Genomic DNA, 21,566 nt, shown 5'->3' with positions numbered 1-21,566 from the left:
GTCAGTTGTTCTTTTTCAGCAGGCGGCACGGCAGCAACAGCCCTTTGCCCTGCTCAGGCAGCGGAGATGGCAGGTCAATGCGACACTGCACGGCGTCATTCCAGCTGACGTCCATGGATTCTCCCGGACGAATACCGGAGAGCCAGGTGCTGCCGTTTTCGCCGACGATCCCGGTCTGCGTGCCCTGCTTATTGCGGATTTCCGCGCCGAACGGCGGTGAGCTGCCATCGGCCAGTCTGATGATCGCCATCGCTTTTTCCCCGGCCAGAATGCCGAACTTGCGGTAGCCAATGGCGCCTTCCGTCAGCGTGTCCTGCACCACCGAACGGGTGGCATCCACGTTGTCCGGCAGTTTGTCGAGATCAACGTTCACACTGCTGCGGTAATAGCTGCTGACATCGCTGACAACAGCCTTACCAAAGGAGTTTGTCCGCACCGTGCCACCGGAGCCGTGGACCGGGACATCGCTCACACCGTCGGTATCAACCATCATTCGCGTGCCGCCAGGCGTGCTGATCCGGTGCAACGCGGCCCCTTGTGCGGTGGCGGTTAAACCGCCCTGCATGGAAATCCCGTAGGCGTTGTACTCGCTGCCGGTATAGCTGGCGTTGGCGGTCATGCTGGCTTTATCGCCGTCGTGGGTGAAATACCCGCTGCCGGTGCCCTGCCCGTCGGAAGTCGTGCCCGCATTAATGCGGTAGTTATTGTTCTCATCCAGCCGGTTGTAGTAACCCACAGTACGGTTGTTACTGCCGTCGCTGTACTGGCTGTTGTAGCTCAGGCTGCCGCCGTTACCCCACGGCAAAGACAGGCTCAGGTACATGCCGTCGTCGTTGGATCCGTCGCGCTGCGAGCGGTAAGCCGAGACGCTGACGCTGACGTTTTTAAAGCGTCCGACGTCAAAAAAGTTAGAAACCGACAGGTTCCAGGTATCGGTCGCATCGCGATCCCAGTAGGTCTGATGGCTGTAGTTCAGGTAAGCGCTGATATTGAGCGGCCGGAACTGCTTATTGAATGTCACGGTGTACAGCTCTTTGTCGCTGCCGTCGCTGGTGTTTTCGCCGTAACGTCTGTCCAGATACTGCGACATATTCATGAAGTTTTTTTCCGAGAAGCGGTAACCGGCGAAGGTCACCTGGCTGTCGTACTCATCAAAGCGTTTTGAGTAACTGACACGGAAAGATTTGCCGCTTTTAGTGCCTTCATCCGGTAACTGAGCCTGCGACTGCGTGACGTCCACCGACATCGCCCCGAAGGCCAGCAGGTCACGCCCGACACCGAGTGACGCTGCGTTATAATCTCCGGCTAACAGCGCGCCGCCGTACAGCGACCAGCCGCTGTTGACGCCCCAGGAAAATTCCCCCGTGGCGAAATCCGGGCCCTGCATGTGGTGACTGTAATCTTCAGGCTTACCGGCGGAGACTTTGTAACGCACCAGCCCCGGACGGGTCAGATAAGGAATGCTGGCGGTATCGACGGTAAAAGTAGAAATGCTGCCGTCCTGCTCCTCGACTTTCACATCAAGCTTGCCGGAGACCGCAGAGTTCAGATCCTGGATCCGGAACGGCCCTGCCGCGACCGTCGTTTCATACAACACCTGCCCCTGCTGACTGATGGTGACTTTGGCATTGGTTTTCGCCACACCGACCACTTCCGGCGCATAGCCCCGCAGGTTTGGCGGCAGCTGGTTGTCGTCGGTGACCAGACTGGCACCGCTAAACCGGAAGCTGTCAAACATGGCGGAGTTCAGTGACGTTTCGCCGAGCACCATTTTCGCCCGCAGTGACGTCACGGCGCGGTAAGCGTAAAAACGGTTCCAGTCCCAGTTCTTCTGCGTTGTGCTGTTTTCGCCGGTGGACTTGTTGTACTGCGCCTGCCAGTCAGCGCGCAGACGCCACGGCCCGAGGTTCACGCCGGTGGTCCCGTTGCCACTGACGGTACGGCTGCGCCCGCCGTCGCTCTGGCTTGAGTTCATCGCATTCACGTTGTAATCAAACAGCACGCCCGCAATGCCGTTATCCCAGTGGGATGGCGGTTCCCAGGTTTCCGACGTGTACTCCATGTAGGCTTGTGGCACGTTGATGTTCAGCGCGCCGGTGCCGAGATCGGCGGTTGCCGTGATGCCATCCAGAGATTTCAAATCGAGGCACTGGTTTTCGTGCCACCAGGTCGCCCCTTTTAACGTCGCCGCTTTCAGGCCAAATTTCCCGACCATTTCCGGCGTAAGACAAGCTTCACTGCCTTTCGGGTCACCTTCGGGAGCCAGAAACTCAACGCTCTGATCCGGGATATCGAATTTATTCACGTGCAGCGAAAGCTGATATTTCCCCGGCATCACATAGCCCGGCTGAGAAAACTGCCCCAGATCGATATTGGCGCGCTCTTTCACATCCAGCACATCGGTGTTGAACTGCACGGCCTCTTCAGCGAGGACGCTGCGAACCGGAAACAGCGCCATCAGAACACCTACGGCTATCGGGCATAAAACCCCGTAAAAAGGTGCAGGTAACCGACTGTTTCTGGCGGACGGAATACGGTTTTTCACTTTTAAAATCATCAGAAGTAGTCAACTTTAAAACGCAAAATGGCGTGATACTCGCCCACTTTCAGAGGTTGATCGTTACTCACCAGACGCAGGATATAATCCAGTCGCTGAGTTCCCGGCACTAATGCCCCTGAGGGGAGAGGCTGCCCCGGCGTCGCGGGATGGCCCAGCGCGTCAGTGATCTGCAATCCGACACCTTCGGCACCGCTGATGCGAAACAAACCGTGATCAGAAGGCCCGTCAAACGTAGTGCTGAAATGCGTGCTGTCGGGTTGTTCCTGGCTGTGTGAATTCAGATCGCAATTCACCAGATTCAGTGAAAAAGCCTTTTGTGAGCCCCGGCCGTTAAGCACCATCTCGCCAACCGTCGATACACTCATTTCGATGCTCTGATGAATGTCTGCGGTGGATATTGCGCAAGGCGTATCGATGATGCTGCCCTGCATGTGGACGTGACCAAATTCAGGGGCAGACGGCGAGGCGAGTGCAAAACTAAAGGTCGCGCCCAGAGCGGACAGTGCCAGCAGAGAAGGCAGCGCTTTCTTGCAAATTGAGCAGGCTAATGACATGCGAAAATCCGGGTTTGTACATCGCTGACACACGCCATGCTGAGCGTTTTGGTATGGCTTTAATAAGCACCAGCATGGCGACGTGAAGGCGAATACCGGGGTATCCGCCGCTCAGTTTCTTACGGGTAGTCGAGTGCGAAGTTAGCCACTGACTGGAAGCTTCCCGGAACGATAGTTGCACTCGCGCCGTCGCCTTGCAGATAAGCGGCAAAGGACAGGTTATTGGTGCCCGTCAGCAGCGCCTGCGCCGGAGACGCAGAGCCTAATTTGACCAGATCACCGGTGGTAGTGCTGATGCCGATAGAAGCCCCTTTCGCCGTACCCGCCAGACCTAACAGGTCTTTATTTGCAGACGATGCGGTACCGGAAAACGTGGTAGTCACGGTTTTGGACGTCGTGATATCACACTGTTCCAGTTTGATAGTGAAAACCTGCGGAATTGAACGGCCGCCGTCTTTCAGCGCCAGATTGGAAACCTGACCCAGGTCGATAGTCTGATCGGAGCTTTCAGGCGTAATTGAGCAAGGCGCATCAATAATAGAACCGGTGAAAGTGATTGTGCCGTGGCCCTGGTCTTTCGCATTTGCAGCGCCCATTGCCACACCGGAAGCCATAGCTAAAATTAAAACGATTTTCTGGATATTCATATAAAACCTTTATTTGTCTTTCTCAGTTAATATCCGCACAACGTTCATCACTTAATAAAGCACATTAATAATCCGTCGAATAAATGCGTATTCGGTTTATTGGAATTGCTTTAAAAAATCATGAAAGGCGGTTTCGTCATCCTTGATAATTAATTCAGGACAACACACTTCGGAATTCAGTAGCCATCCGATGTGCAAATAGTAATGAGTGTTACTGTTTCGGGCAAAATCAGTTCAGTCCATTTTTGGAGCGAATTTTACATGCGTGTTTGCGTCGTCTCTGTATTCTGAAAAAAGCATTGCGCTTTATTTATTAACAGATGAACCGGGAAAATGAGAAAATATGCATGTCTATAAAAGAGATAACAGTAAAAACGATGTACAGGTTTTGTCGTCTTTTGATGATTTCAGTACGTGGTACCTGAGTCAGTGTGACTTCAGTATGTTTGATGACCGGGATGTGAAGGCGTTACTGGAAGAGGAAAAGCCGGATTTTTATCCCTGCATTCCCCTGATGTCCGATGAAGATCATGAAGTGATTTATATTGGCATCGATCTGGTCACCCACTGGTTTACCGCAGTTTAGCCTAACGAATTGTTTTGATGGCTATTCCGGTTGATTCCCCGCTGGCTTTATTTTCACTATTTCAGGCCCGCGGTTCGTGATTCTCCCTGCCTGTTGCTACGCTTAAAGTATTCGTCTTCACTAGATTTTGAAACTTCATGACTAAAAAATTCACGCCTGCTCCCACGATGGTTGATAACACTTACTGCCATATACTTTTGCAAAAAATGAGCCCCTGGCTTGAATACAAAACCTATGCTGCCGGGCACCGTTTCACGCGCAGCGTGAAGGAACAGTCGAAATGTTACATCGTCCGCACGGGTGCCGTGTCCATTCACCGGCAACCGGATGATATTTTGATTGATTACATCCCGGCCCCGACAATCCGGGGCATTATCCCGATCCCCGATGATTTTGAATCGTTATACGTCATTAAAATCTTCGAGGAAGCCGAAATTGCCATTATCGATATCGATGTCTTCGATATTCTGCTGAGTGAATTAAATCTTTGGGAACCTTTTGCGCGACATATGCAACTTCTCGCGAGCCTCGCCCCCGAAGTCATATTCCGGCTCAATTCGCGCAGAATATACGAAGCCGTGCGCATGCAACTTTATGAACTGATGGCTAAACCGGAATCCATTCGTGAGCAGATTATTGTCGAGAATTTTATCCGCGCTAAAGTTCAGGCATCCCGCAGTGCCGTCATGCATATTCTTTCTGAACTCAGGAAAGGCGAATATGTCGTGATCGAAAACGGAGTACTGAAAAGTGTTAATTCAATCCCCGAGCGATTTTAATTCAGGTTTGTGTGCCCGCGTAAACAGGCGATCTGTCCTACGCTATAGAGACGCAAACAGCCGGCGAGCCGCACTTATCACGTCCCGGTTTTCGCATTGCCCTAATTAATTGATGAGTCTATTCAAAAATTTGCGTTTGTAACTAACTGCCTGTGCGCAGACGATGGAGTCTCTTGCTCACCACAACCGCCATACTGGCGGAGGAGTTAATGTGGGATTTTTAAGCGGATTGTTCGCCCGTATTGCCGGCCAGAAACCGGAACAAAGTACGGAACAAACACCACCTCATGAGGAGTTAAAAATGGCAAAAGTACTGGTTCTTTACCATTCTATGTACGGTCATATTGAAACGATGGCGCAGAGTGTTGCAGAAGGCGCCCGCAGCGTTCCCGGTGTTGAAGTCACGGTAAAACGCGTCCCGGAAACCATTCCTGAAGAGGCATTTAAAGCCGCAGGCGGGAAAACCGGCCAGACAGCAGACGTCGCGTCACCGGCAGAACTTGCCGATTACGACGCCATCATCCTCGGCACACCAACCCGTTTCGGGAATATGTCCAGCCAGATGCGAACCTTCCTCGACCAGACCGGCGGCTTATGGGCCAAAGGCGCACTGGCCGGTAAAGTCGCCAGCGTATTTAGCTCAACCGGTACCGGCGGCGGTCAGGAAATGACGATTACCTCAACCTGGACCACCCTCGCCCACCACGGCATGATCATCGTCCCAATCGGTTACACCACCCCTGAGTTGTTCGACATTTCCCAGGTTCGTGGCGGCACACCTTACGGCGCAACCACCATCGCAGGCGGCGACGGTTCACGTCAGCCAAGCGCAGAAGAGCTGCGAATTGCCGTGCATCAGGGCAAACACGTTGCCACCATTACCCAAAAATTGTTCAGCTAACGCGTAACCTCTGCAAAAGGCGCAAATCTTTGCGCCTTAAATTCCCATCACGAGTAAGCACGGTGCTGCGAACTTTTTATATCTCCAAATAAACCCCAAAAAAAAACGGCCCTTGCGGACCGTTTTGTCTTGAGCGGAGAGTACGCCCGTTTCAGTTATTTACCACGCGATGCAATGATGTTTTCTGCAACATTGCGCGGTGCCTCGGCATAGTGATTAAACTCCATGCTGTAGGTTGCACGACCTTGCGACATCGACCGCAAAACGGTGGAGTAGCCGAACATCTCAGATAACGGCACTTCGGCTTTAATGATTTTACCGCCGCCGCCCGCAATCTCTTCCATGCCCTGAACCGTACCGCGACGGGAAGATAAATCGCCCATCACGCCACCGGCGTACTCTTCCGGGGTTTCCACTTCCACTTTCATCATCGGTTCGAGGATCACCGGGTCCGCGCGTTTGGCTGCTTCTTTGAAACCAAAGATGGCCGCCATTTTGAACGCCATTTCCGAGGAGTCGACCTCGTGATAGGAACCGAACGTCAGCGTGACTTTCACATCCACCACCGGATAACCGGCCAGAATGCCGTTGTTCAGCGCTTCCGTAACCCCTTTTTCGACCGCCGGAATGTAGTCGCGCGGCACGACGCCGCCTTTGGTCGCATCGACAAACTCAAAGCCGGTGCCCGCTGGCAGCGGTTCGAGCGTGAAGACAACGTGGCCGTACTGGCCTTTACCACCGGACTGTCGCACAAATTTCCCTTCGACATCCTGAACGATTTTGCGCACGGTTTCGCGGTACGTAACCTGCGGTTTACCGATGTTAGCTTCCACGCCGAACTCACGTTTCATACGGTCAACGATGATTTCCAGATGCAACTCGCCCATCCCGGAAATAATCGTCTGGCCGGATTCCTCGTCAGTGCGGATGCGGAACGACGGGTCTTCCGACGCCAGCCGCGACAGTGCGATCCCCATTTTTTCCTGGTCGGCCTTGGTCTTCGGTTCAATCGCCTGCGAAATCACCGGATCCGGGAACTCCATGCGCACCAGCGTAATAATGTCGCTCGGGTCACACAGCGTTTCACCGGTAGTGACATCTTTCAGGCCGACACAGGCCGCGATATCACCGGCGCGGATTTCATCTATCTCGATGCGGTCGTTGGCATGCATCTGCACGATACGCCCGATGCGTTCTTTCTTGCCGCGCACCGGGTTGTAGACGCTGTCGCCTTTTTTCAGCACGCCGGAATAAACGCGGACAAACGTCAGCTGGCCGACATACGGGTCAGTCATCAGTTTGAACGCCAGCGCCGAGAACTTCTCGCTATCGTCGGAATGACGGAACACTTCGTTGCCGTCTTCGTCCGTACCGGCAACCGGCGGAATATCCAGCGGCGACGGCATCAGTTCGACCACGGCGTCGAGCATGCGCTGAACACCTTTATTCTTGAACGCACTGCCACACAGCATCGGCTGGATTTCACCGGCGATGGTGCGCAGACGCAGACCCTGAGTAATTTCATCCTCGGTCAGCGTGCCTTCTTCGAGATATTTATCCATCAGCTCATTGTTGGCTTCCGCCGCCGCTGAGACCATTTTTTCGCGCCATTCTTCCGCAAGCTTCTGTAAATCAGCCGGGATCGGTTCGTAGGTAAACGTCATACCCTGCGTCTCGTCATCCCACAGAATGGCACGCATTTTGCGCAGATCGACCACGCCGGTGAAATGTTCTTCACTGCCAATCGGAATCACAATCGGCACCGGATTGGCCTTCAGGCGGTCAACCATCATCTGGCGAACGCGGAAGAAGTCTGCACCCTGACGGTCCATTTTGTTAACGAAGGCCAGACGCGGCACTTTGTATTTATTTGCCTGACGCCAGACGGTTTCAGACTGTGGCTGCACGCCGCCCACGGCGTCGTACACCATTACCGCACCGTCGAGCACACGCATGGAACGTTCCACTTCAATGGTGAAATCCACGTGCCCCGGGGTGTCGATAATATTAATGCGATGCTCATCAAACGAGTGATCCATCCCGCGCCAGAAACAGGTCACCGCAGCGGACGTAATGGTAATGCCGCGTTCCTGTTCCTGAGCCATCCAGTCTGTGGTCGCACCGCCGTCATGCACTTCTCCCAGCTTATGGTTCATGCCGGTATAGAAAAGAATACGCTCGGTGGTGGTGGTTTTACCTGCGTCGATGTGTGCTGAGATACCGATATTGCGGTAGCGCTCGATTGGCGTTTTGCGAGCCATATAACGTCCTTACTGGTTGATGGCTAAGTTGGCGGAGAGTGATTTCACATCCCGTCACAAAGTTGAGTTAAGAAATAAAGTGACTACTAAAATTCTTAATGCGGAGAGTATACTACAATTGTACGTGTATAGTCGTACAATAATTTTATTCTATTGATGAAATCGGTCAGAGGCCGTCGCGTTGTACAGCCGCAGACGGATAAGTTATATTGCGCGGCCGTTAGTAAGCCCCGCTCCAGATTTAAAACTGAGGATGATCCGATGATAGCCAACCACCCTGAACGCGAGCAGATTCGTCTCGAAAATGTGCTGACTGCGCTGGGAAATCCGCTACGCCTGGCGGTGATCCGCACCTTAGCGAAAGGCGGCGAACACCCGTGCGGCACCCTGTTGCAGGGATTATCGAAATCGACGCTGACTCACCACTGGCGCGTGCTGCGTGACAGCGGCGTGATCTGGCAGCGCCCGGACGGACGCGCTAACTTACTTTCCCTGCGCCGTGAGGATCTGGACGCCCGCTTCCCCGGTCTGCTCGATTGTCTGCTCAGCGCCATCGAATCCGACGGCATTACCGTCGAATCCACGCAAAAACACATCTCCGAGCAACACCTTTAATCTCCGGCCAGCTGCTTTCTGACCAACTGACAAAACGTACTTATTATAGACGATGCATGGCTGTCTTCCCGCCGCGCGAGATATAACGGCGCGCTGAGCCGCGTGCTGGCATCCAGCGGCAAAAACACCACGCCGTCGCCGCCGAGCCGCGTCATGGACGCCGGAACAATCGAAATCCCCAGCCCCGCGCCGACCAGACTCAGGCACGACGTCAGCCGTGGCGCTTCCTGCACAATATGCGGGCTGAATCCGGCGCGGACATACGCCGCGAGTATCGCATCGTACAACCCCTGCCCGGCGCGACGTCGGTAAAGCACAAAGGGTTCGTTGCTCAGTTCTTCGAGTTTCAGCGGCTGACCGGAAACCCGCGCCGCCAGCCGGTGTCCGGCGGGAACGGCGACCCACATCGGCTCTTCCAGCACCTTTTCCATCTCCAGTTCCGGCATGTCTTTGACCGGCATGCGCACAAACGCCACGTCAAGTTGCCCGGCGACCACGGCTTCCAGCAACTCGCCGCTGCCACTTTCCTCAAGCTGCGTGCTGACAGACGGATAAATCTCGCGATACCGGCGCAACAGCGCGGGCACAAACGTATGCAGCGCCGCCGAGCTGGTGAACCCAATCCGGATGCGCCCCTGTTCGCCCTGTGCCGCGCGACGCATCGCCGCATTCAGCTGCTCCGCCCGCGCCAGCACCGCGCGCGCTTCCTGCAACAACACTTCACCGGCTTCGGTCGGAATCACCCCGCGCGGCAAACGCTGCAATAAAGGCACGCCGAAATCCTGCTCCAGCCCCTGCAACAGGCGCGTCAGCGGCGGTTGCTGAATAAACAACAACTCGGCAGCGCGGGTAATACTGCCGGCTTCCACCACGGTGACAAAGGCGTTAAGCCGTTTCAGTTCAATCATTGCCATACTCACAGGGTATCTTTCCTCGTTATTAAAGGCATTAGACATCATGTCACGACAGCGCGCATGATCCGTAACGAAATTTACGCCTCTGGCGGCTTTGAATTACATTTGAGGGAGAGTGTCGAGATGGCCGATTACACGCAGGAAAAAATCATGCTCAGTACCGAAGACCAGACTGCGCCCGCACCCGATTGCGGACAACTTTTCATGGGCTTTTTCATTTTAGGTCTGACGGGCTTTGGCGGTGTGCTGCCCATGGCGCGGCACATGCTGGTAGATAAACGCCGCTGGCTGACCGCTGCACAGTTCACCGAACTGCTCGGGCTGTGCCAGTTTTTGCCCGGCGGCAATATCATCAATTTATCAGTCGCATTAGGGATGGAATTTCGCGGGCTGCGCGGTGCGCTTTCCGCCATTCTCGGGCTGATCCTCGCGCCGACGATTTGCGTCGTGCTGCTGGGTCTGGTGTATGCGCGTTATCAGAATGAACCGCTGGTAGAACATCTGTTCGCCGGTATGGCCGCGGCGGCGGCGGGATTGCTGTTATCGACAGGCCTCAAAATGCTCGCGCCGCTGTGGGGAAAATGGCTGCAACTGGCGCTGGTCGCTGCGGGCGTGATCGCCATCGCCGCGTTCCGTATCCCGATGCTGCCGGTCATGCTGGTTCTGGCACCGGTCAGCATTTTTATCTGCGCACGGAGTAAAAACTGATGGCCGTTTTACTCTCACTCGCCCTGTTGTTTACCGAACTTTCCCTGCTGGCATTTGGCGGCGGAAATACCATTCTCCCCGAGATGCAGCGCGCGGTGGTGGATATCCATCACTGGATGAGCGCGCAGGAGTTCAGCGCCCTGTTTGCCCTGGCGCAGGCCGCGCCGGGCCCGAATATGATGATCGTGCCGCTCATTGGCTGGCAGGTCGCCGGGTGGTCCGGGCTGCTGGTGTCTTCGCTGGCAAAATTCGGCCCGTCTTCCATTGTGACAATTGTCGTCATGGGCGGCTGGAAGCGTTACAAAGATAAACCGTGGCGGCAGGTGATCCAGCGCGGCCTGGTGCCGGTCACCGTCGGGCTGGTGGTTTCCAGCGGATTGTTAATCGCCAAAGCCTCCGCTACCACATTACCCCTCGCCGGTGTGATCGCGCTGTGTACGCTGATGGCCCTGAACAAACGCATCCATCCGTTATGGGTGCTGGCGGTAGGCGCGGTATTAGGGATGGCGCTGGGCTGAATTATTTTACGGGGCGCAATGCCCCCTGATCCCCGAGGATTTTTATTTGCGAACCCGATCGCAATATCCAGCCCGCAAATAGGTTATTGATTGAGGATTGAGTATCTATATATATCAATCATTAAGGATGATAATGAAGATCAAACCTCTGAGCCTTGCTGTTTCTGCCCTGCTGCTTTCCGCTCCGCCCGTTTTCGCCAGTGACACTCAGCCCGAACTCAGCCAGCGTGAGGCCCCGTTACTGACCGTTGACGGCCTGAAATTCAAAGATCTCAATCATTCGGGCATGCTGGAACCTTACGAAGACTGGCGGCTGACGCCTGAAGCGCGTGCGGCGGATCTGATCAAACGTATGACGCTGGAAGAAAAAGCGGGCGTGATGATGCACGGCTCGGCGCCAACGGCCAACAGCCCGATTGGAGCCGGAACGCACTACGATACGGACGCCGCGAAAAAGATGATCGCCGGTGCCAAAGTCAACAGCCTCATTACCCGTCTTTCGGCGGAAGATCCGGCCATTATGGCCGAAGAAAACAACAAGCTTCAGCAGATTGCCGAAGGGACGCGGCTGGGGATCCCGGTGACCATCAGCAGCGATCCGCGTAATTCCTTTGAATATCTGATTGGCGCAAGCACCTCATCCGGCAAATTCACCCAATGGCCGGAAACGCTCGGGCTGGCGGCCGTTGGAAATGAAAAAGTCACCCGCCGTTACGCCGATATTGTGCGTCAGGAATACCTGGCGGTCGGTATTCGCGAAGCACTTTCGCCGCAGGCCGATCTGGCAACCGAACCCCGCTGGGCGCGCATCAGCGGAACTTTTGGCGAAGATCCGGCGCGCGTACATAACATGGTGCGCGGTTACATCGAAGGCATGCAAAACGGGGCCGACGGGCTGAACAGCGGCAGCGTCATTTCGGTGGTAAAACACTGGGTCGGCTACGGCGCGGCGGAAAACGGCTACGACAGCCACAACGTTTATGGCAAGAACGCCATCTTCCCCGGTAACAATCTGAAAGAACATATCTACCCGTTTACCGGCGCGTTTGAAGCCAACGTCGCCAGCGTCATGCCCACCTATTCCATCCTGAAAAATGCCATGTTCGAAGGCAAACCGCTGGAACAGGTCGGTGCCGGGTTCAGCCATCAGTTGCTGAACGATATTTTACGCGGGCAGTACGGTTTTAAAGGGGTGATCCTCAGCGACTGGCTGATCACCAATGATTGCAGCGATGAATGCCTGAACGGCGCGCCGGAAGGAAAAGAACCGGTGCCGGGCGGCATGTCGTGGGGCGTGGAAAACCTGACGCCGCAGGAGCGTTTCGTCAAAGCGGTGAAAGCCGGTGTCGATCAGTTCGGTGGCGTGACCGATTCGCAACTGCTGGTGAACGCAGTTAATGAGAAACAGCTGACAGAGCAACGTCTGGACGAATCCGTGACCCGCATTCTGGTACAGAAATTCCAGACCGGCCTGTTTGAAAATCCGTATGTGGACCCCCAGAAAGCGGTGCAAACCGTGGGCCGCGAGAGCTGGCAGAAAGAAGCGAATGCGGCGCAGGGCCATTCGCTGGTTCTGCTGCAAAACAAAGATGAGATTTTGCCGCTGAAAAAAGGCAAAAAAATCTGGCTGCACGGCATCGAACCGAAAGCCGCGCAGGCAGCGGGTTTCACCGTCGTGGATTCCCCGGAAAAAGCTGATGTGGCGCTGATCCGCGCACAAGCGCCGTATGAACAGCCGCATAAGCAGTGGTTCTTCGGCAAACGCCATCATGAAGGTTCGCTGGCGTTCACTGAAGACAACGCCGGTTATCAGGCCATCGTGAAAGCCAGCAAATCCGTCCCGACCATCGTGACGGTTTATCTGGATCGCCCGGCGATTCTCACCAACGTCGTCGATAAAGCCAAAGCGGTTATCGGCAATTTTGGCGTCAGTGATACCGTGCTGTTTACCCGCCTCACCGGAACGGAAGCCTATACCGGAAAACTGCCTTTCGAACTGCCTTCTTCCATGGAAGCCGTTTTGCAACAGAAGTCGGATATGCCGCATGACAGCGAATCACCGTTATTTGAGATTGGCTTCGGGCTGGCGCGGTAAACTGTCAGGAATCAGCCGGTAACGCGCGCCAGCACAAAACCGTCCCAACCTTTGCTGCCGACGGTTTGTAATGCCGTTGCCGACAGGCGCGGTTCTTTTTCGATCATCTCAATAAAGCGACGCACGCCCTGAACCCGGGCGTCGTCGCTGTGCGGATCGGCAACTTCGCCATCACGCACAACATTATCCCCGATAATTAATGTCCCCGGTTTTGACAACTTCAGCGCCCATTCCAGATACAGCGGATTATTGGGTTTATCTGCATCAATAAAAATCAAATCAAACGGCGCATGCGCGACCAGAGACGGCAACGTGTCGGACGCCGCGCCGGTATGCAGCGTAATTTTATCCTGCAAACCCGCCAGTTCGATATTGGTCTGTGCCACCCGGGCGTGATGCGGATCCGCTTCGAGCGTTATGACGCTGCCCGATGCAGGAAGAGCCCGCGCCATCCAGATTGTGCTGTACGCGCCGAGCGTCCCGATTTCCAGGACTTTCTGCGCGCCGGTCATCTGCACAAACATCGCCAGCAATTTCCCCTGATTGGGCGCAACGTCATGCGCCGGTAATCCGGCCTGGTGATTGTTTTCCAGCACCTGTTTTAACACCGGATCGCTTTCTACCAGATGGTGGACCAGATAGTGATCCACCTCAGTCCATTTTTCAGCGTACTTCTCAGGGCTTACCTGACTCATGCGGCCTCCTGTTTAAAAGTGTTTTATGACGTCCCTTTAAAACTAATCATTTCCACCCGTTTTGCCTGATTTTATTTCACCTTTTTAGGGTTTATCGCTGCTCCCCTACGATTGAAAAACCGTCCATCTGCCCGTTAAATAATCAAAAAACCCATTCATTTCATGCGGATAAAATGTCGCCACTTCACACTTTTTGCAGAAAGTTCACTTGAATTTGTAAAATAATAATGATAACAATTATCATTAAGTTTAACATTCGTCTCGTTTCTGTTAATCCCTGTCATTTTCTGTACAGGCGCTTTAGTACGGAACGTTGTTGGCTTTTGGGTCTATACACACGCATCAATACACTCGCATCAATTAATTACTCGATTATTTATCGGGTTATTTATAGGGACTATGAATATGTTGTTGGCTTTCCCCCTCAAACGCTCGGTGCTTCTGTGCGCTATGGCGCTGTCCGTTCCGGCAGCTTCTCTTGCAGCCGAAGATACCGTCGTTGTCAAAGCCGCGCCTGCTGATACCGCAGATGCTCCGACGCAGGGTTACAGTGCGAAAACCAGTAAAAGCGCGACCAAAACGGATCAGCCGTTAATCACCACCGGTCAGGCGGTTTCTGTGGTCACGCGTCAGCAAATGACTGACCAGAACGCCACGACCGTCAACGCGGCACTGAACTATACGCCGGGCGTTTTCACCAACTTTGCCGGTGGCGCAACGCGTTATGACACCATCTCCCTGCGCGGTTTCCACGGCGGTGACGTCAACAACACATTCCTTGATGGCCTGCGTATTCTGAGCGACGGCGCAACTTACAACTCCATTCAGGTTGATCCGTGGTTCCTTGAGCGTATTGATGTGGTCAAAGGCCCGTCTTCTGCGCTTTACGGCCAGAGCATTCCCGGTGGCGTCGTGGTGGAATCCACCAAACGTCCGCAATTTGCTGAAGAAGGTCACTTCCAGCTTTCCGGCGGGACGCAAAACACCAAAGGCGGCGCATTCGATTACACCAATGCGCTCAGCGATACGCTGGCATTCCGTCTGACCGGTATGACCCGCAGCAGCGACACGCAGTACGATCATCAGCGCGAAGAACGTTATGCGATCTCCCCGCAACTTCTGTGGACGCCGGATGAAAACACCTCCCTGTTGCTGCGCGCGTATCTGCAAAAAGATCCGTCCGGGGGTTATCACGCCGCAGTTCCGGCCGACGGCAGCCTGTACGGTCAGAAACTGAGCCGTGGTTTCTTTGACGGCGAAAGCACGCGCAACCAGTTCAAACGCTGGGAACAAATTTACAGCTACGAATTCCAGCACACGTTTAACGATGTCTGGTCATTCCGCCAGAACACCAACTACACCCATTCCAATACCGAACTGGATCAGGTGTATCAGGCAGGCTGGAACGCGGATCGCACGCTGATGAACCGTTACTATTCCGGTGAGAAATCGTCCCTCGACACGTTTGCTATCGATAACCAGCTGGAAGCTGATTTCGCCACCGGCGAAGTCGCGCACAAAGTGGTGCTGGGCTTTGACTATTCTCACTTCATCAACGACGTGAAATCTGACGGCGCAACGGCTGAGACGCTTAACCCGTACACCGGTGTGGGTGGCGATGCGCTGGATTACTACAGCCATTCGCGCGGCAAAAACCGTTACGAGCAGATGGGCACTTATCTGCAGGACGAAATGAGCTGGAACAAGTGGTTCCTGACTTTATCCGGCCGTTACGACACCCTGAAAACTTCGAGCCGCAGCTACGAAAGTATTTACGCGCAAACCTCCAACAGCGAACGTAAAGACGAACACTTCAGCAGCCGCGCTTCCCTGCTTTATGCATTCGACAGCGGGATTTCTCCGTACGTCAGCTACAGCCAGGCAATGACACCGTCTGCCCTGCCGGGCGCAGATGGCACGCTGCTGAAACCGATGCAGAGTGAGCAATACGAAGCGGGGATCAAATACCAGCCGGTTGGTACGTCCGATATGTACACCGCGGCGCTGTATGACCTGACGCAAAAAGACGTGGGTAACCGCGTGGTTGTGGGCAGCTACTACGAGCCGGCGGGTAAAATCCGTTCACAGGGTCTGGAACTGGAAGCCAAGAAACAGGTCACCGAGCGTTTCAACGTGATGGCGGGTTATACCTACAATAAAGTGCGTATCCGCGACGCGGCGCAGAACAACGGCAACACGCCGTACGTGACGCCAAAACAGATGGCCTCCATCTGGGGTCAGTACAACACGCCAATCGGCGTGGATCTGGGCGCTGGCGTTCGTTACATCGGCACACAGTGGGCAGATAACGAAAACACCCGTCACATGCCATCCGCAACGCTGGTTGATGCGTCACTGCGTATGAATCTGGTGCAGTTCAATCCGCAGCTGAAAGGCGCGTATGTGCAGCTGAACGCCAACAACCTGTTCGACAAAAAATACGTCGCGGCCTGTTACGGCACCAGCTATTGCTACTGGGGTCAGGAACGTACCGTGGTCGCCACTGTCGGTTATGATTTCTGATAGCTGACGGCGGAAAAGGGAAAACCTTCACACGTCCCCTCAAATTTCCGTGATAAAAAAGCCCTGAATTTTCAGGGCTTTTTCTTTTCTATTGCGCCGGTATGTTCTGCACAGGTAAATGCAGCCGTGCTTTGAGATTTTCCTTTGCACTGTGCAGCAAAGCATCCGAGGCCTGCCGGTCGGGTTCGCATCGCGCCAGCGATAAACTGCCCATCAGCTCCGAACTGACTGACACCGCTGTCGCCTGCGGATCTTCCACACCCATTTCATTGAGCTGGCGGATAATCATGCCGCGAATTCTTTCAATCCCGCGCGCAAATTCAGCCTGACAAGGCGCGGTCATGCGCGGTGCTTCAGAAGCCAGCGCCGACACCGGACAACCCTGCGAACGGTTATCGCGATGCCACGGCGACAGATAAAAATCGATGTATCCGGCCAGTTGCTGCGGCGCACTCAGCCCCTGATTATCTTTGTCCCAGCGCTGCATCACCTGATTAAACATCTGCTGAATGGCGGCTTCGATCAGGGCGTCTTTCGAGGCAAAGTGCGCATAAAATCCGCCATGCGTCAGCCCGGCTTTGCTCATCACGCCCGCCACGCTGACCTGCAACGGCCCTTTGGCGCGGATGGCTTTTGCCGCTTCCTTCACAATCCGCTCGCGGATTTTAGGCTTATGTTCACTTTCGTAGCGCATAGTAAGACCCTGATAATCGAATAAATTGCCGCCTCAGTTTACCTGACCGGTTCTGTTAACGAAACGCGCGCATCAACAGATAACCCCGGCCTCAGCGCGCTGGCTTCCGGCTGACCGGGATCCAGACGAATACGCACCGGCACGCGCTGGACAATTTTGGTGAAATTGCCGGTGCCGGGCTCAAACGGCAGCAGCGCAAACGTTGAGCCGGAACCGGGCGCGAGGCTGTCCACTTCCCCGCTGAACGTCACGCCGGGCAGCGCATCCACCTGCACATCGGCTTTCTGGCCGGGCTGCATTCTGCCGGTCTGTGTCTCTTTAAAATTGGCGGTGACGTAAATCCCTTCATCGGGGACCAGCGCCATCAGCCGCTGTCCGGGCGTCACGTAATCGCCGACCTGCACCTGACGGTTTCCGACCACGCCATCCACCGCCGCAAAAATTGTCGTGTGGTTGAGATCCTGCTGCGCCAGATCTTCTGCCGCCTGCGCTTTTACCACTGCCGCATTCGCCAGTGCCAGCGCCGCTTCAATTTCAGCCCGCTGCGCGTGCGTCACCGCCGCCTGATTTTGTGCGACATTCAGCATGGCAGCCGCATGTGCCGAGGTCTGTTCCGCCGTCACCGCCACGGTTCTATAGCGGTCCGCATCATTACGGGACGTCGCGCCGCTGACCGCCAGCGACTGATAGCGTTGCTGCTCGGCCTCGGCGTGTTGTTGTTCGGCTTTCGAGGATCGGATGGCGGTTCGCGCCGCATCGATTTGCGTCAGCGCCAGTTGTTCCTGCGCCTGCTGGCTGAGCAACGCCGCCTGCTGCTGCGCGACCTGCGCACGGGCATCATCCAGATCGCCCCGCGCGGCGGCTAATCGCGCCGTAAATTCTTCGCTGTCGATAAGCACAAGCTTATCGCCCGCATGAACCTGCTGGTTGTGCCGCACCAGCACCTGCGACACAAAGCCTTTCACTTTTGGCGCAACGGTGGTCGCGTCGGCCGTCAGATACGCATCATCGGTGGACTCTGATGAAGGCGCCGCCAGCAACCAGGCCGCCCCGCCTAGCGCCACAGCCAGCGCAACCGCACTGACCACCCAGATCCGTTTTGATCGCTTATTCACTATTGACTGCGGGGCCACAACCCCGTCATCCACTGTAGCTTCGCTCATTTTTTTTCGCACCTGATTGCATGATGGTAATCATATTAATATGATGATCATCATATAAACAAGTTCCGGGATCTCACAAAAATGTCAGCCACCCTGAATCACCCCGCCGCGATCTCGCCAGCGGATTACCCGACATCACGCAAGTTTCTGATTTTCAGCATAATGGCGTTCGGCATGTTTCTGGCGCTGATCGACATCCAGATCGTTGCCGCCTCGCTCAATGATGTTCAGGCCGGGCTTTCCGCCGGGCCCGACGAAATCAGCTGGGTGCAAACCTCCTACCTGATCGCCGAGCTGGTGATGATCCCGTTCTCGGCATTTCTGGCGCAGGCGCTTTCGACACGCTGGCTGTTCAGCGCGTCCGCCGCTCTGTTTACGCTCAGCAGCATCGGCTGCGGGTTGTCGTGGAATATTGAGTCGATGATCTTCTTCCGCGCGCTACAGGGCTTTACCGGCGGCGCGATGGTGCCGACGGTTTTCGCGACCGGCTTCGCCATGTTTCAGGGCAAACAGCAGGCGATTATTCCGGCGATCCTCGGGATGGTCAGCGTACTGGCACCGACGCTTGGGCCAACCGTGGGCGGCGTGGTGACGCAGGTTCTCGACTGGCGCTGGATCTTCTTCATCAACATATTACCCGGCGTGCTGGTGGCGACCGGCGCGGTAATGTTCATCCACGTTGATAAAGCGGATTTTTCCATGCTTAAACGTATCGACTGGGTGCATCTGTTTTCGATGGCCGTGGCACTCGGCTGCCTGGAATACGTGCTCGAAGAAGGCCCGCGTAAAAACTGGTTCAGCGATCCGCAGATCCAGATTTCCGCCTGGTTTTCGCTGGTGGCCTTTGTTCTGTTTCTCGAGCGTTCCTTCTATTCCAAAAACCCGATTGTGCGCCTGACGCCCTTTCGCGATCCGACCTTTACTTTTGCCTGTTTATTCAATCTGGTCGTCGGTTTTGGTTTGTACGCCTCGACCTACCTGACGCCGGTTTTCCTCGGCCGTATCCGTGATTTCAACAGTCTGGAGATTGGCACAACGGTCTTTGTCGTCGGTGTCGGGCAGTTTTTCAGCACGATTATCGCTGCGCGCCTGATCAATCGTGTGGATCGCCGGATATTAATCACCGTGGGATTATCCGGTTTCGCGCTGAGCTTATGGCTGACGACCGCCGTCACGCCTTACTGGGGCGCGGAACAGTTTTTCTGGCCGCAGGTAGTGCGCGGGTTATTCATTATGTTATGCATCGTGCCGAGCGTGAATATGGCGCTGACCGCCTTTCAGGGGCCGGAACTGCGCTATGCGTCAGGCCTGTTTAACCTGATGAGAAATCTGGGCGGCGCTGTCGGTATTGCGACGGTGAATACCTGGTTGCAGGACTGGACGCGCGTTCACGCGGCGCGTTTCGGTGAAAGTCTGGGGCAATACGGCGACCACGCACAGGACGTGATTGGATCACTGGCGCAAAAAATCGGCCACCTGACGCCGGATACCGCACACGCGCTGCTGATGGCCAAAGGTTTGTTCGGCGCAAAAGTGGCGGCGCAGTCCCTGACGCTGGCTTTCAACGATATCTTCCAGGTCATGGCGTGGATGTTCATTGCCGCGCTGATCATGGTGCCGTTTTGCCGTAAATGAAGGTGGAAATGTGAAGGAATTGTGCAGTTGCACTCATAAAATGCGTTTGCGGAAGGGAACTTTTCGAACAGGGTGAGAAAGCTTTGGCCTGTTTGAAATAAATCCTTATAATTGGCGGCCCTGAAATGCGATTCGTTACAGTTACTGAGTCCCTTTCAAGAGCTATGTGCAAGTACACTATTCCTCCGGGCGAAAACTTCCGCATCGGGGGGAAATCAACATCCTGACAACAACTGCCAGTGTGGCATTAACGACCAACGAAAATATGAAAATGAGCATTCGCGCAATCCTTACCCTGGTTTTGGCAGTTGCTGCATATAGCCAGGCGTCTTTTGCTGTGGTCTATCCTCTTCCGGCGAACAATGGTCGTCTGGTCGGTGAAAACATTACGGTAACCGTTCCGCAGGGCAGCAGCCTGCCGCTGGAACATTTTGCAGCGCAATACCAGATGGGTTTGAGCAACATGCTTGAAGCCAACCCTGGCGTTGACCCGTTCCTGCCTACGCCGGGCACCGTGCTGACTATCCCTCAGCAACTGATCCTGCCGGAAACGCCACACGAAGGCATCGTCATCAACAGTGCCGAAATGCGTCTGTATTACTATCCGAAAGGCACCAATACCGTTGTCGTTCTGCCAATCGGTATCGGCGAACTGGGCAAAGACACCCCGATGAACTGGGTGACGACTGTTCAGCGTAAAAAAGCGGGCCCGACCTGGACCCCGACTGCAAAAATGCATCAGGAATATGCCGCTCGCGGTGAATTCCTGCCAGCCGTCTTCCCTGCTGGCCCGGACAACCCGATGGGTCTGTACGCGCTGTACGTTGGCCGTCTGTATGCGGTTCATGGTACCAATGCCAACTTCGGTATCGGCCTGCGTGTAAGTCACGGTTGTGTGCGTCTGCGTGACGCGGACATCAAATGGCTGTACGACAATGTGCCGCAAGACACCCGCGTTCAGTTCATCAACGAGCCGGTGAAAGCCACCGTTGAGCCGGACGGCAAACGTTATATTGAGATCCACAACCCGCTGTCTTCCAACCAGGAAGAGTTTGATTCCCAGCAGCCGATTCCGATCACACTGACTGGCAGCGCAAACACCGTTGCATCGTCTCCGTCTGTTAACCAGACTGTGGTTCAGCGCGCAATCGAGATGCGTGCAGGTATGCCGGTGCAAATCAACTAACATTAATTGGTTGCTGATTTAGAAAGCCCCGAAACTGTTTCGGGGCTTTTTTTTTGGGATTTTTTTAGGACTTGCAGTCCTAAGACCTGCGGTTATGGGCTTGAGGGGGAAAATTTGGGGTTTTCACTTGCAGTGAGGCGATGTCGAAAGACCGAGAATATTTCGGTTTTTTAGTAGCAGTGATCGCTCAGCGGCTGACGCCGAAACCGACAAAGAGGGAGGAAAGCGCCTCCCTCTTTGATCTCCCACGCTTTTTCTCAACACGCGCTCCGCTCGCTGGCTATGTTTCAGGTGCGACAGCTATTGCCGCGAAAACTTGCCGCTTCGCGGTGCCTTCATTTCGGTCTTCGAGCCTTGTATCTTGTTTTTCGTAGTGGTTAGCTACCATTACATGAAACAGAGTGAGCCGGATTCGAGCCTCATGAGAAAATCCTGGACCTAAGTAAAAGCCCTCTGTTTCACCTTTCACGCCAGCATTGAAATTGGACGGTTACCAAGAGCTCTGACTCTGTATATACAAGGCGAATAGGCG

Annotated in this window: 18 protein-coding genes; 10 read left to right on the top strand and 8 right to left on the bottom strand. The window is 54.8% G+C overall.

Going from position 1 to position 21,566, the window contains the following annotated elements; genetic code table 11:
- Nucleotide 1 precedes the first annotated feature (1 nt).
- The 3 genes from IV433_RS17490 to IV433_RS17480 all read right to left on the bottom strand — a co-directional run bounded on the left by IV433_RS17490 (nucleotide 2) and on the right by IV433_RS17480 (nucleotide 3,761).
- On the bottom strand, nucleotides 2-2,557 hold the full coding sequence (locus IV433_RS17490; protein ID WP_195815219.1) for an outer membrane usher protein: 2,556 nt from the start codon (nucleotides 2,555-2,557) through the stop codon (nucleotides 2-4).
- Nucleotides 2,557-3,114, bottom strand: coding sequence for a fimbrial protein (locus tag IV433_RS17485; protein WP_195815218.1), 558 nt, complete (start codon nucleotides 3,112-3,114; stop codon nucleotides 2,557-2,559). The genes IV433_RS17490 and IV433_RS17485 overlap by 1 nt, the downstream gene beginning before the upstream one ends.
- Nucleotides 3,115-3,233: 119 nt before the next feature.
- On the bottom strand, nucleotides 3,234-3,761 hold the full coding sequence (locus IV433_RS17480) for a fimbrial protein (protein ID WP_195815217.1): 528 nt from the start codon (nucleotides 3,759-3,761) through the stop codon (nucleotides 3,234-3,236).
- Nucleotides 3,762-4,104: 343 nt separating this feature from the next.
- On the opposite strand from IV433_RS17480, the gene IV433_RS17475 reads away from it, so the two are divergent.
- The 3 genes from IV433_RS17475 (at nucleotide 4,105) to wrbA (ending at nucleotide 6,027) form a co-directional block, all read left to right on the top strand.
- Nucleotides 4,105-4,347, top strand: a complete 243-nt coding sequence (locus IV433_RS17475) for a hypothetical protein (RefSeq protein ID WP_195815216.1) — start codon at nucleotides 4,105-4,107, stop codon at nucleotides 4,345-4,347.
- Nucleotides 4,348-4,553: 206 nt separating this feature from the next.
- The gene (locus tag IV433_RS17470) at nucleotides 4,554-5,126 is read left to right on the top strand and encodes a helix-turn-helix domain-containing protein (RefSeq protein ID WP_195815215.1); all 573 of its coding nucleotides are present in this window, start codon (nucleotides 4,554-4,556) and stop codon (nucleotides 5,124-5,126) included.
- A 301-nt stretch (nucleotides 5,127-5,427) separates the two neighbouring features.
- Complete coding sequence (gene wrbA, locus IV433_RS17465; RefSeq protein WP_195815214.1) at nucleotides 5,428-6,027, top strand: NAD(P)H:quinone oxidoreductase; 600 nt, start codon at nucleotides 5,428-5,430, stop codon at nucleotides 6,025-6,027.
- Nucleotides 6,028-6,182: 155 nt separating this feature from the next.
- Here the strand turns inward: wrbA and fusA are convergent, their stop codons facing one another.
- Nucleotides 6,183-8,288, bottom strand: coding sequence for an elongation factor G (fusA, locus tag IV433_RS17460; RefSeq protein WP_195815213.1), 2,106 nt, complete (start codon nucleotides 8,286-8,288; stop codon nucleotides 6,183-6,185).
- 261 nt (nucleotides 8,289-8,549) lie between these two features.
- On the opposite strand from fusA, the gene IV433_RS17455 reads away from it, so the two are divergent.
- The gene (locus IV433_RS17455; RefSeq protein ID WP_152327037.1) at nucleotides 8,550-8,903 is read left to right on the top strand and encodes an ArsR/SmtB family transcription factor; all 354 of its coding nucleotides are present in this window, start codon (nucleotides 8,550-8,552) and stop codon (nucleotides 8,901-8,903) included.
- Here the strand turns inward: IV433_RS17455 and IV433_RS17450 are convergent.
- Nucleotides 8,900-9,817, bottom strand: a complete 918-nt coding sequence (locus IV433_RS17450) for a LysR family transcriptional regulator (RefSeq protein WP_195815358.1) — start codon at nucleotides 9,815-9,817, stop codon at nucleotides 8,900-8,902. The two genes, IV433_RS17455 and IV433_RS17450, sit on opposite strands and share 4 nt — an antisense overlap.
- Before the next feature lie 123 nt (nucleotides 9,818-9,940).
- On the opposite strand from IV433_RS17450, the gene IV433_RS17445 reads away from it, so the two are divergent.
- From IV433_RS17445 to IV433_RS17435, 3 genes are all read left to right on the top strand, one after another.
- Nucleotides 9,941-10,525, top strand: a complete 585-nt coding sequence (locus tag IV433_RS17445) for a chromate transporter (RefSeq protein WP_195815357.1) — start codon at nucleotides 9,941-9,943, stop codon at nucleotides 10,523-10,525.
- A complete protein-coding gene (locus IV433_RS17440) occupies nucleotides 10,525-11,043 on the top strand; it encodes a chromate transporter (protein ID WP_370530269.1) in 519 nt (172 codons plus the stop codon). The genes IV433_RS17445 and IV433_RS17440 overlap by 1 nt, the downstream gene beginning before the upstream one ends.
- Before the next feature lie 133 nt (nucleotides 11,044-11,176).
- Nucleotides 11,177-13,138 carry a glycoside hydrolase family 3 protein gene (locus IV433_RS17435; RefSeq protein WP_195815212.1) on the top strand — a complete coding sequence of 654 codons (1,962 nt, stop codon included), beginning with the start codon at nucleotides 11,177-11,179 and terminating at the stop codon, nucleotides 13,136-13,138.
- 11 nt (nucleotides 13,139-13,149) lie between these two features.
- Here the strand turns inward: IV433_RS17435 and IV433_RS17430 are convergent, their stop codons facing one another.
- Complete coding sequence (locus tag IV433_RS17430; protein WP_195815211.1) at nucleotides 13,150-13,833, bottom strand: O-methyltransferase; 684 nt, start codon at nucleotides 13,831-13,833, stop codon at nucleotides 13,150-13,152.
- A gap of 405 nt (nucleotides 13,834-14,238) precedes the next feature.
- On the opposite strand from IV433_RS17430, the gene IV433_RS17425 reads away from it, so the two are divergent.
- On the top strand, nucleotides 14,239-16,356 hold the full coding sequence (locus tag IV433_RS17425) for a TonB-dependent siderophore receptor (protein WP_195815210.1): 2,118 nt from the start codon (nucleotides 14,239-14,241) through the stop codon (nucleotides 16,354-16,356).
- An 88-nt stretch (nucleotides 16,357-16,444) separates the two neighbouring features.
- Here the strand turns inward: IV433_RS17425 and IV433_RS17420 are convergent, their stop codons facing one another.
- Both IV433_RS17420 and IV433_RS17415 read right to left on the bottom strand, forming a co-directional pair.
- Complete coding sequence (locus IV433_RS17420) at nucleotides 16,445-17,050, bottom strand: TetR/AcrR family transcriptional regulator (protein WP_195815209.1); 606 nt, start codon at nucleotides 17,048-17,050, stop codon at nucleotides 16,445-16,447.
- A 38-nt stretch (nucleotides 17,051-17,088) separates the two neighbouring features.
- Entirely contained in the window at nucleotides 17,089-18,213 is a 1,125-nt protein-coding gene (locus IV433_RS17415) for an HlyD family secretion protein (protein ID WP_195815208.1), read from the bottom strand.
- A gap of 81 nt (nucleotides 18,214-18,294) precedes the next feature.
- Here IV433_RS17415 and IV433_RS17410 point away from each other — a divergent pair, with 81 nt between their 5' ends.
- Both IV433_RS17410 and IV433_RS17405 read left to right on the top strand, forming a co-directional pair.
- On the top strand, nucleotides 18,295-19,848 hold the full coding sequence (locus tag IV433_RS17410) for a DHA2 family efflux MFS transporter permease subunit (protein ID WP_195815207.1): 1,554 nt from the start codon (nucleotides 18,295-18,297) through the stop codon (nucleotides 19,846-19,848).
- A 265-nt stretch (nucleotides 19,849-20,113) separates the two neighbouring features.
- On the top strand, nucleotides 20,114-21,034 hold the full coding sequence (locus IV433_RS17405; protein WP_152327030.1) for a L,D-transpeptidase family protein: 921 nt from the start codon (nucleotides 20,114-20,116) through the stop codon (nucleotides 21,032-21,034).
- Nucleotides 21,035-21,566: the final 532 nt, after the last annotated feature.

Source organism: Rahnella laticis, from assembly GCF_015644585.1.
Taxonomy (GTDB): domain Bacteria; phylum Pseudomonadota; class Gammaproteobacteria; order Enterobacterales; family Enterobacteriaceae; genus Rahnella; species Rahnella laticis.
This window is presented reverse-complemented; position numbering and strand designations above follow the sequence as displayed.

What these genes read in the sequence shown, in the direction of transcription:
- IV433_RS17490 (WP_195815219.1), bottom strand. Translation starts at nt 2,557, where the DNA reads ATGATTTTAAAAGTGAAAAACCGTATTCCGTCCGCCAGAAACAGTCGG.
- IV433_RS17485 (WP_195815218.1), bottom strand. Translation starts at nt 3,114, where the DNA reads ATGTCATTAGCCTGCTCAATTTGCAAGAAAGCGCTGCCTTCTCTGCTG.
- IV433_RS17480 (WP_195815217.1), bottom strand. Translation starts at nt 3,761, where the DNA reads ATGAATATCCAGAAAATCGTTTTAATTTTAGCTATGGCTTCCGGTGTG.
- IV433_RS17475 (WP_195815216.1), top strand. Translation starts at nt 4,105, where the DNA reads ATGCATGTCTATAAAAGAGATAACAGTAAAAACGATGTACAGGTTTTG.
- IV433_RS17470 (WP_195815215.1), top strand. Translation starts at nt 4,554, where the DNA reads ATGAGCCCCTGGCTTGAATACAAAACCTATGCTGCCGGGCACCGTTTC.
- wrbA (WP_195815214.1), top strand. Translation starts at nt 5,428, where the DNA reads ATGGCAAAAGTACTGGTTCTTTACCATTCTATGTACGGTCATATTGAA.
- fusA (WP_195815213.1), bottom strand. Translation starts at nt 8,288, where the DNA reads ATGGCTCGCAAAACGCCAATCGAGCGCTACCGCAATATCGGTATCTCA.
- IV433_RS17455 (WP_152327037.1), top strand. Translation starts at nt 8,550, where the DNA reads ATGATAGCCAACCACCCTGAACGCGAGCAGATTCGTCTCGAAAATGTG.
- IV433_RS17450 (WP_195815358.1), bottom strand. Translation starts at nt 9,817, where the DNA reads ATGGCAATGATTGAACTGAAACGGCTTAACGCCTTTGTCACCGTGGTG.
- IV433_RS17445 (WP_195815357.1), top strand. Translation starts at nt 9,941, where the DNA reads ATGGCCGATTACACGCAGGAAAAAATCATGCTCAGTACCGAAGACCAG.
- IV433_RS17440 (WP_370530269.1), top strand. Translation starts at nt 10,525, where the DNA reads ATGGCCGTTTTACTCTCACTCGCCCTGTTGTTTACCGAACTTTCCCTG.
- IV433_RS17435 (WP_195815212.1), top strand. Translation starts at nt 11,177, where the DNA reads ATGAAGATCAAACCTCTGAGCCTTGCTGTTTCTGCCCTGCTGCTTTCC.
- IV433_RS17430 (WP_195815211.1), bottom strand. Translation starts at nt 13,833, where the DNA reads ATGAGTCAGGTAAGCCCTGAGAAGTACGCTGAAAAATGGACTGAGGTG.
- IV433_RS17425 (WP_195815210.1), top strand. Translation starts at nt 14,239, where the DNA reads ATGTTGTTGGCTTTCCCCCTCAAACGCTCGGTGCTTCTGTGCGCTATG.
- IV433_RS17420 (WP_195815209.1), bottom strand. Translation starts at nt 17,050, where the DNA reads ATGCGCTACGAAAGTGAACATAAGCCTAAAATCCGCGAGCGGATTGTG.
- IV433_RS17415 (WP_195815208.1), bottom strand. Translation starts at nt 18,213, where the DNA reads ATGAGCGAAGCTACAGTGGATGACGGGGTTGTGGCCCCGCAGTCAATA.
- IV433_RS17410 (WP_195815207.1), top strand. Translation starts at nt 18,295, where the DNA reads ATGTCAGCCACCCTGAATCACCCCGCCGCGATCTCGCCAGCGGATTAC.
- IV433_RS17405 (WP_152327030.1), top strand. Translation starts at nt 20,114, where the DNA reads ATGAAAATGAGCATTCGCGCAATCCTTACCCTGGTTTTGGCAGTTGCT.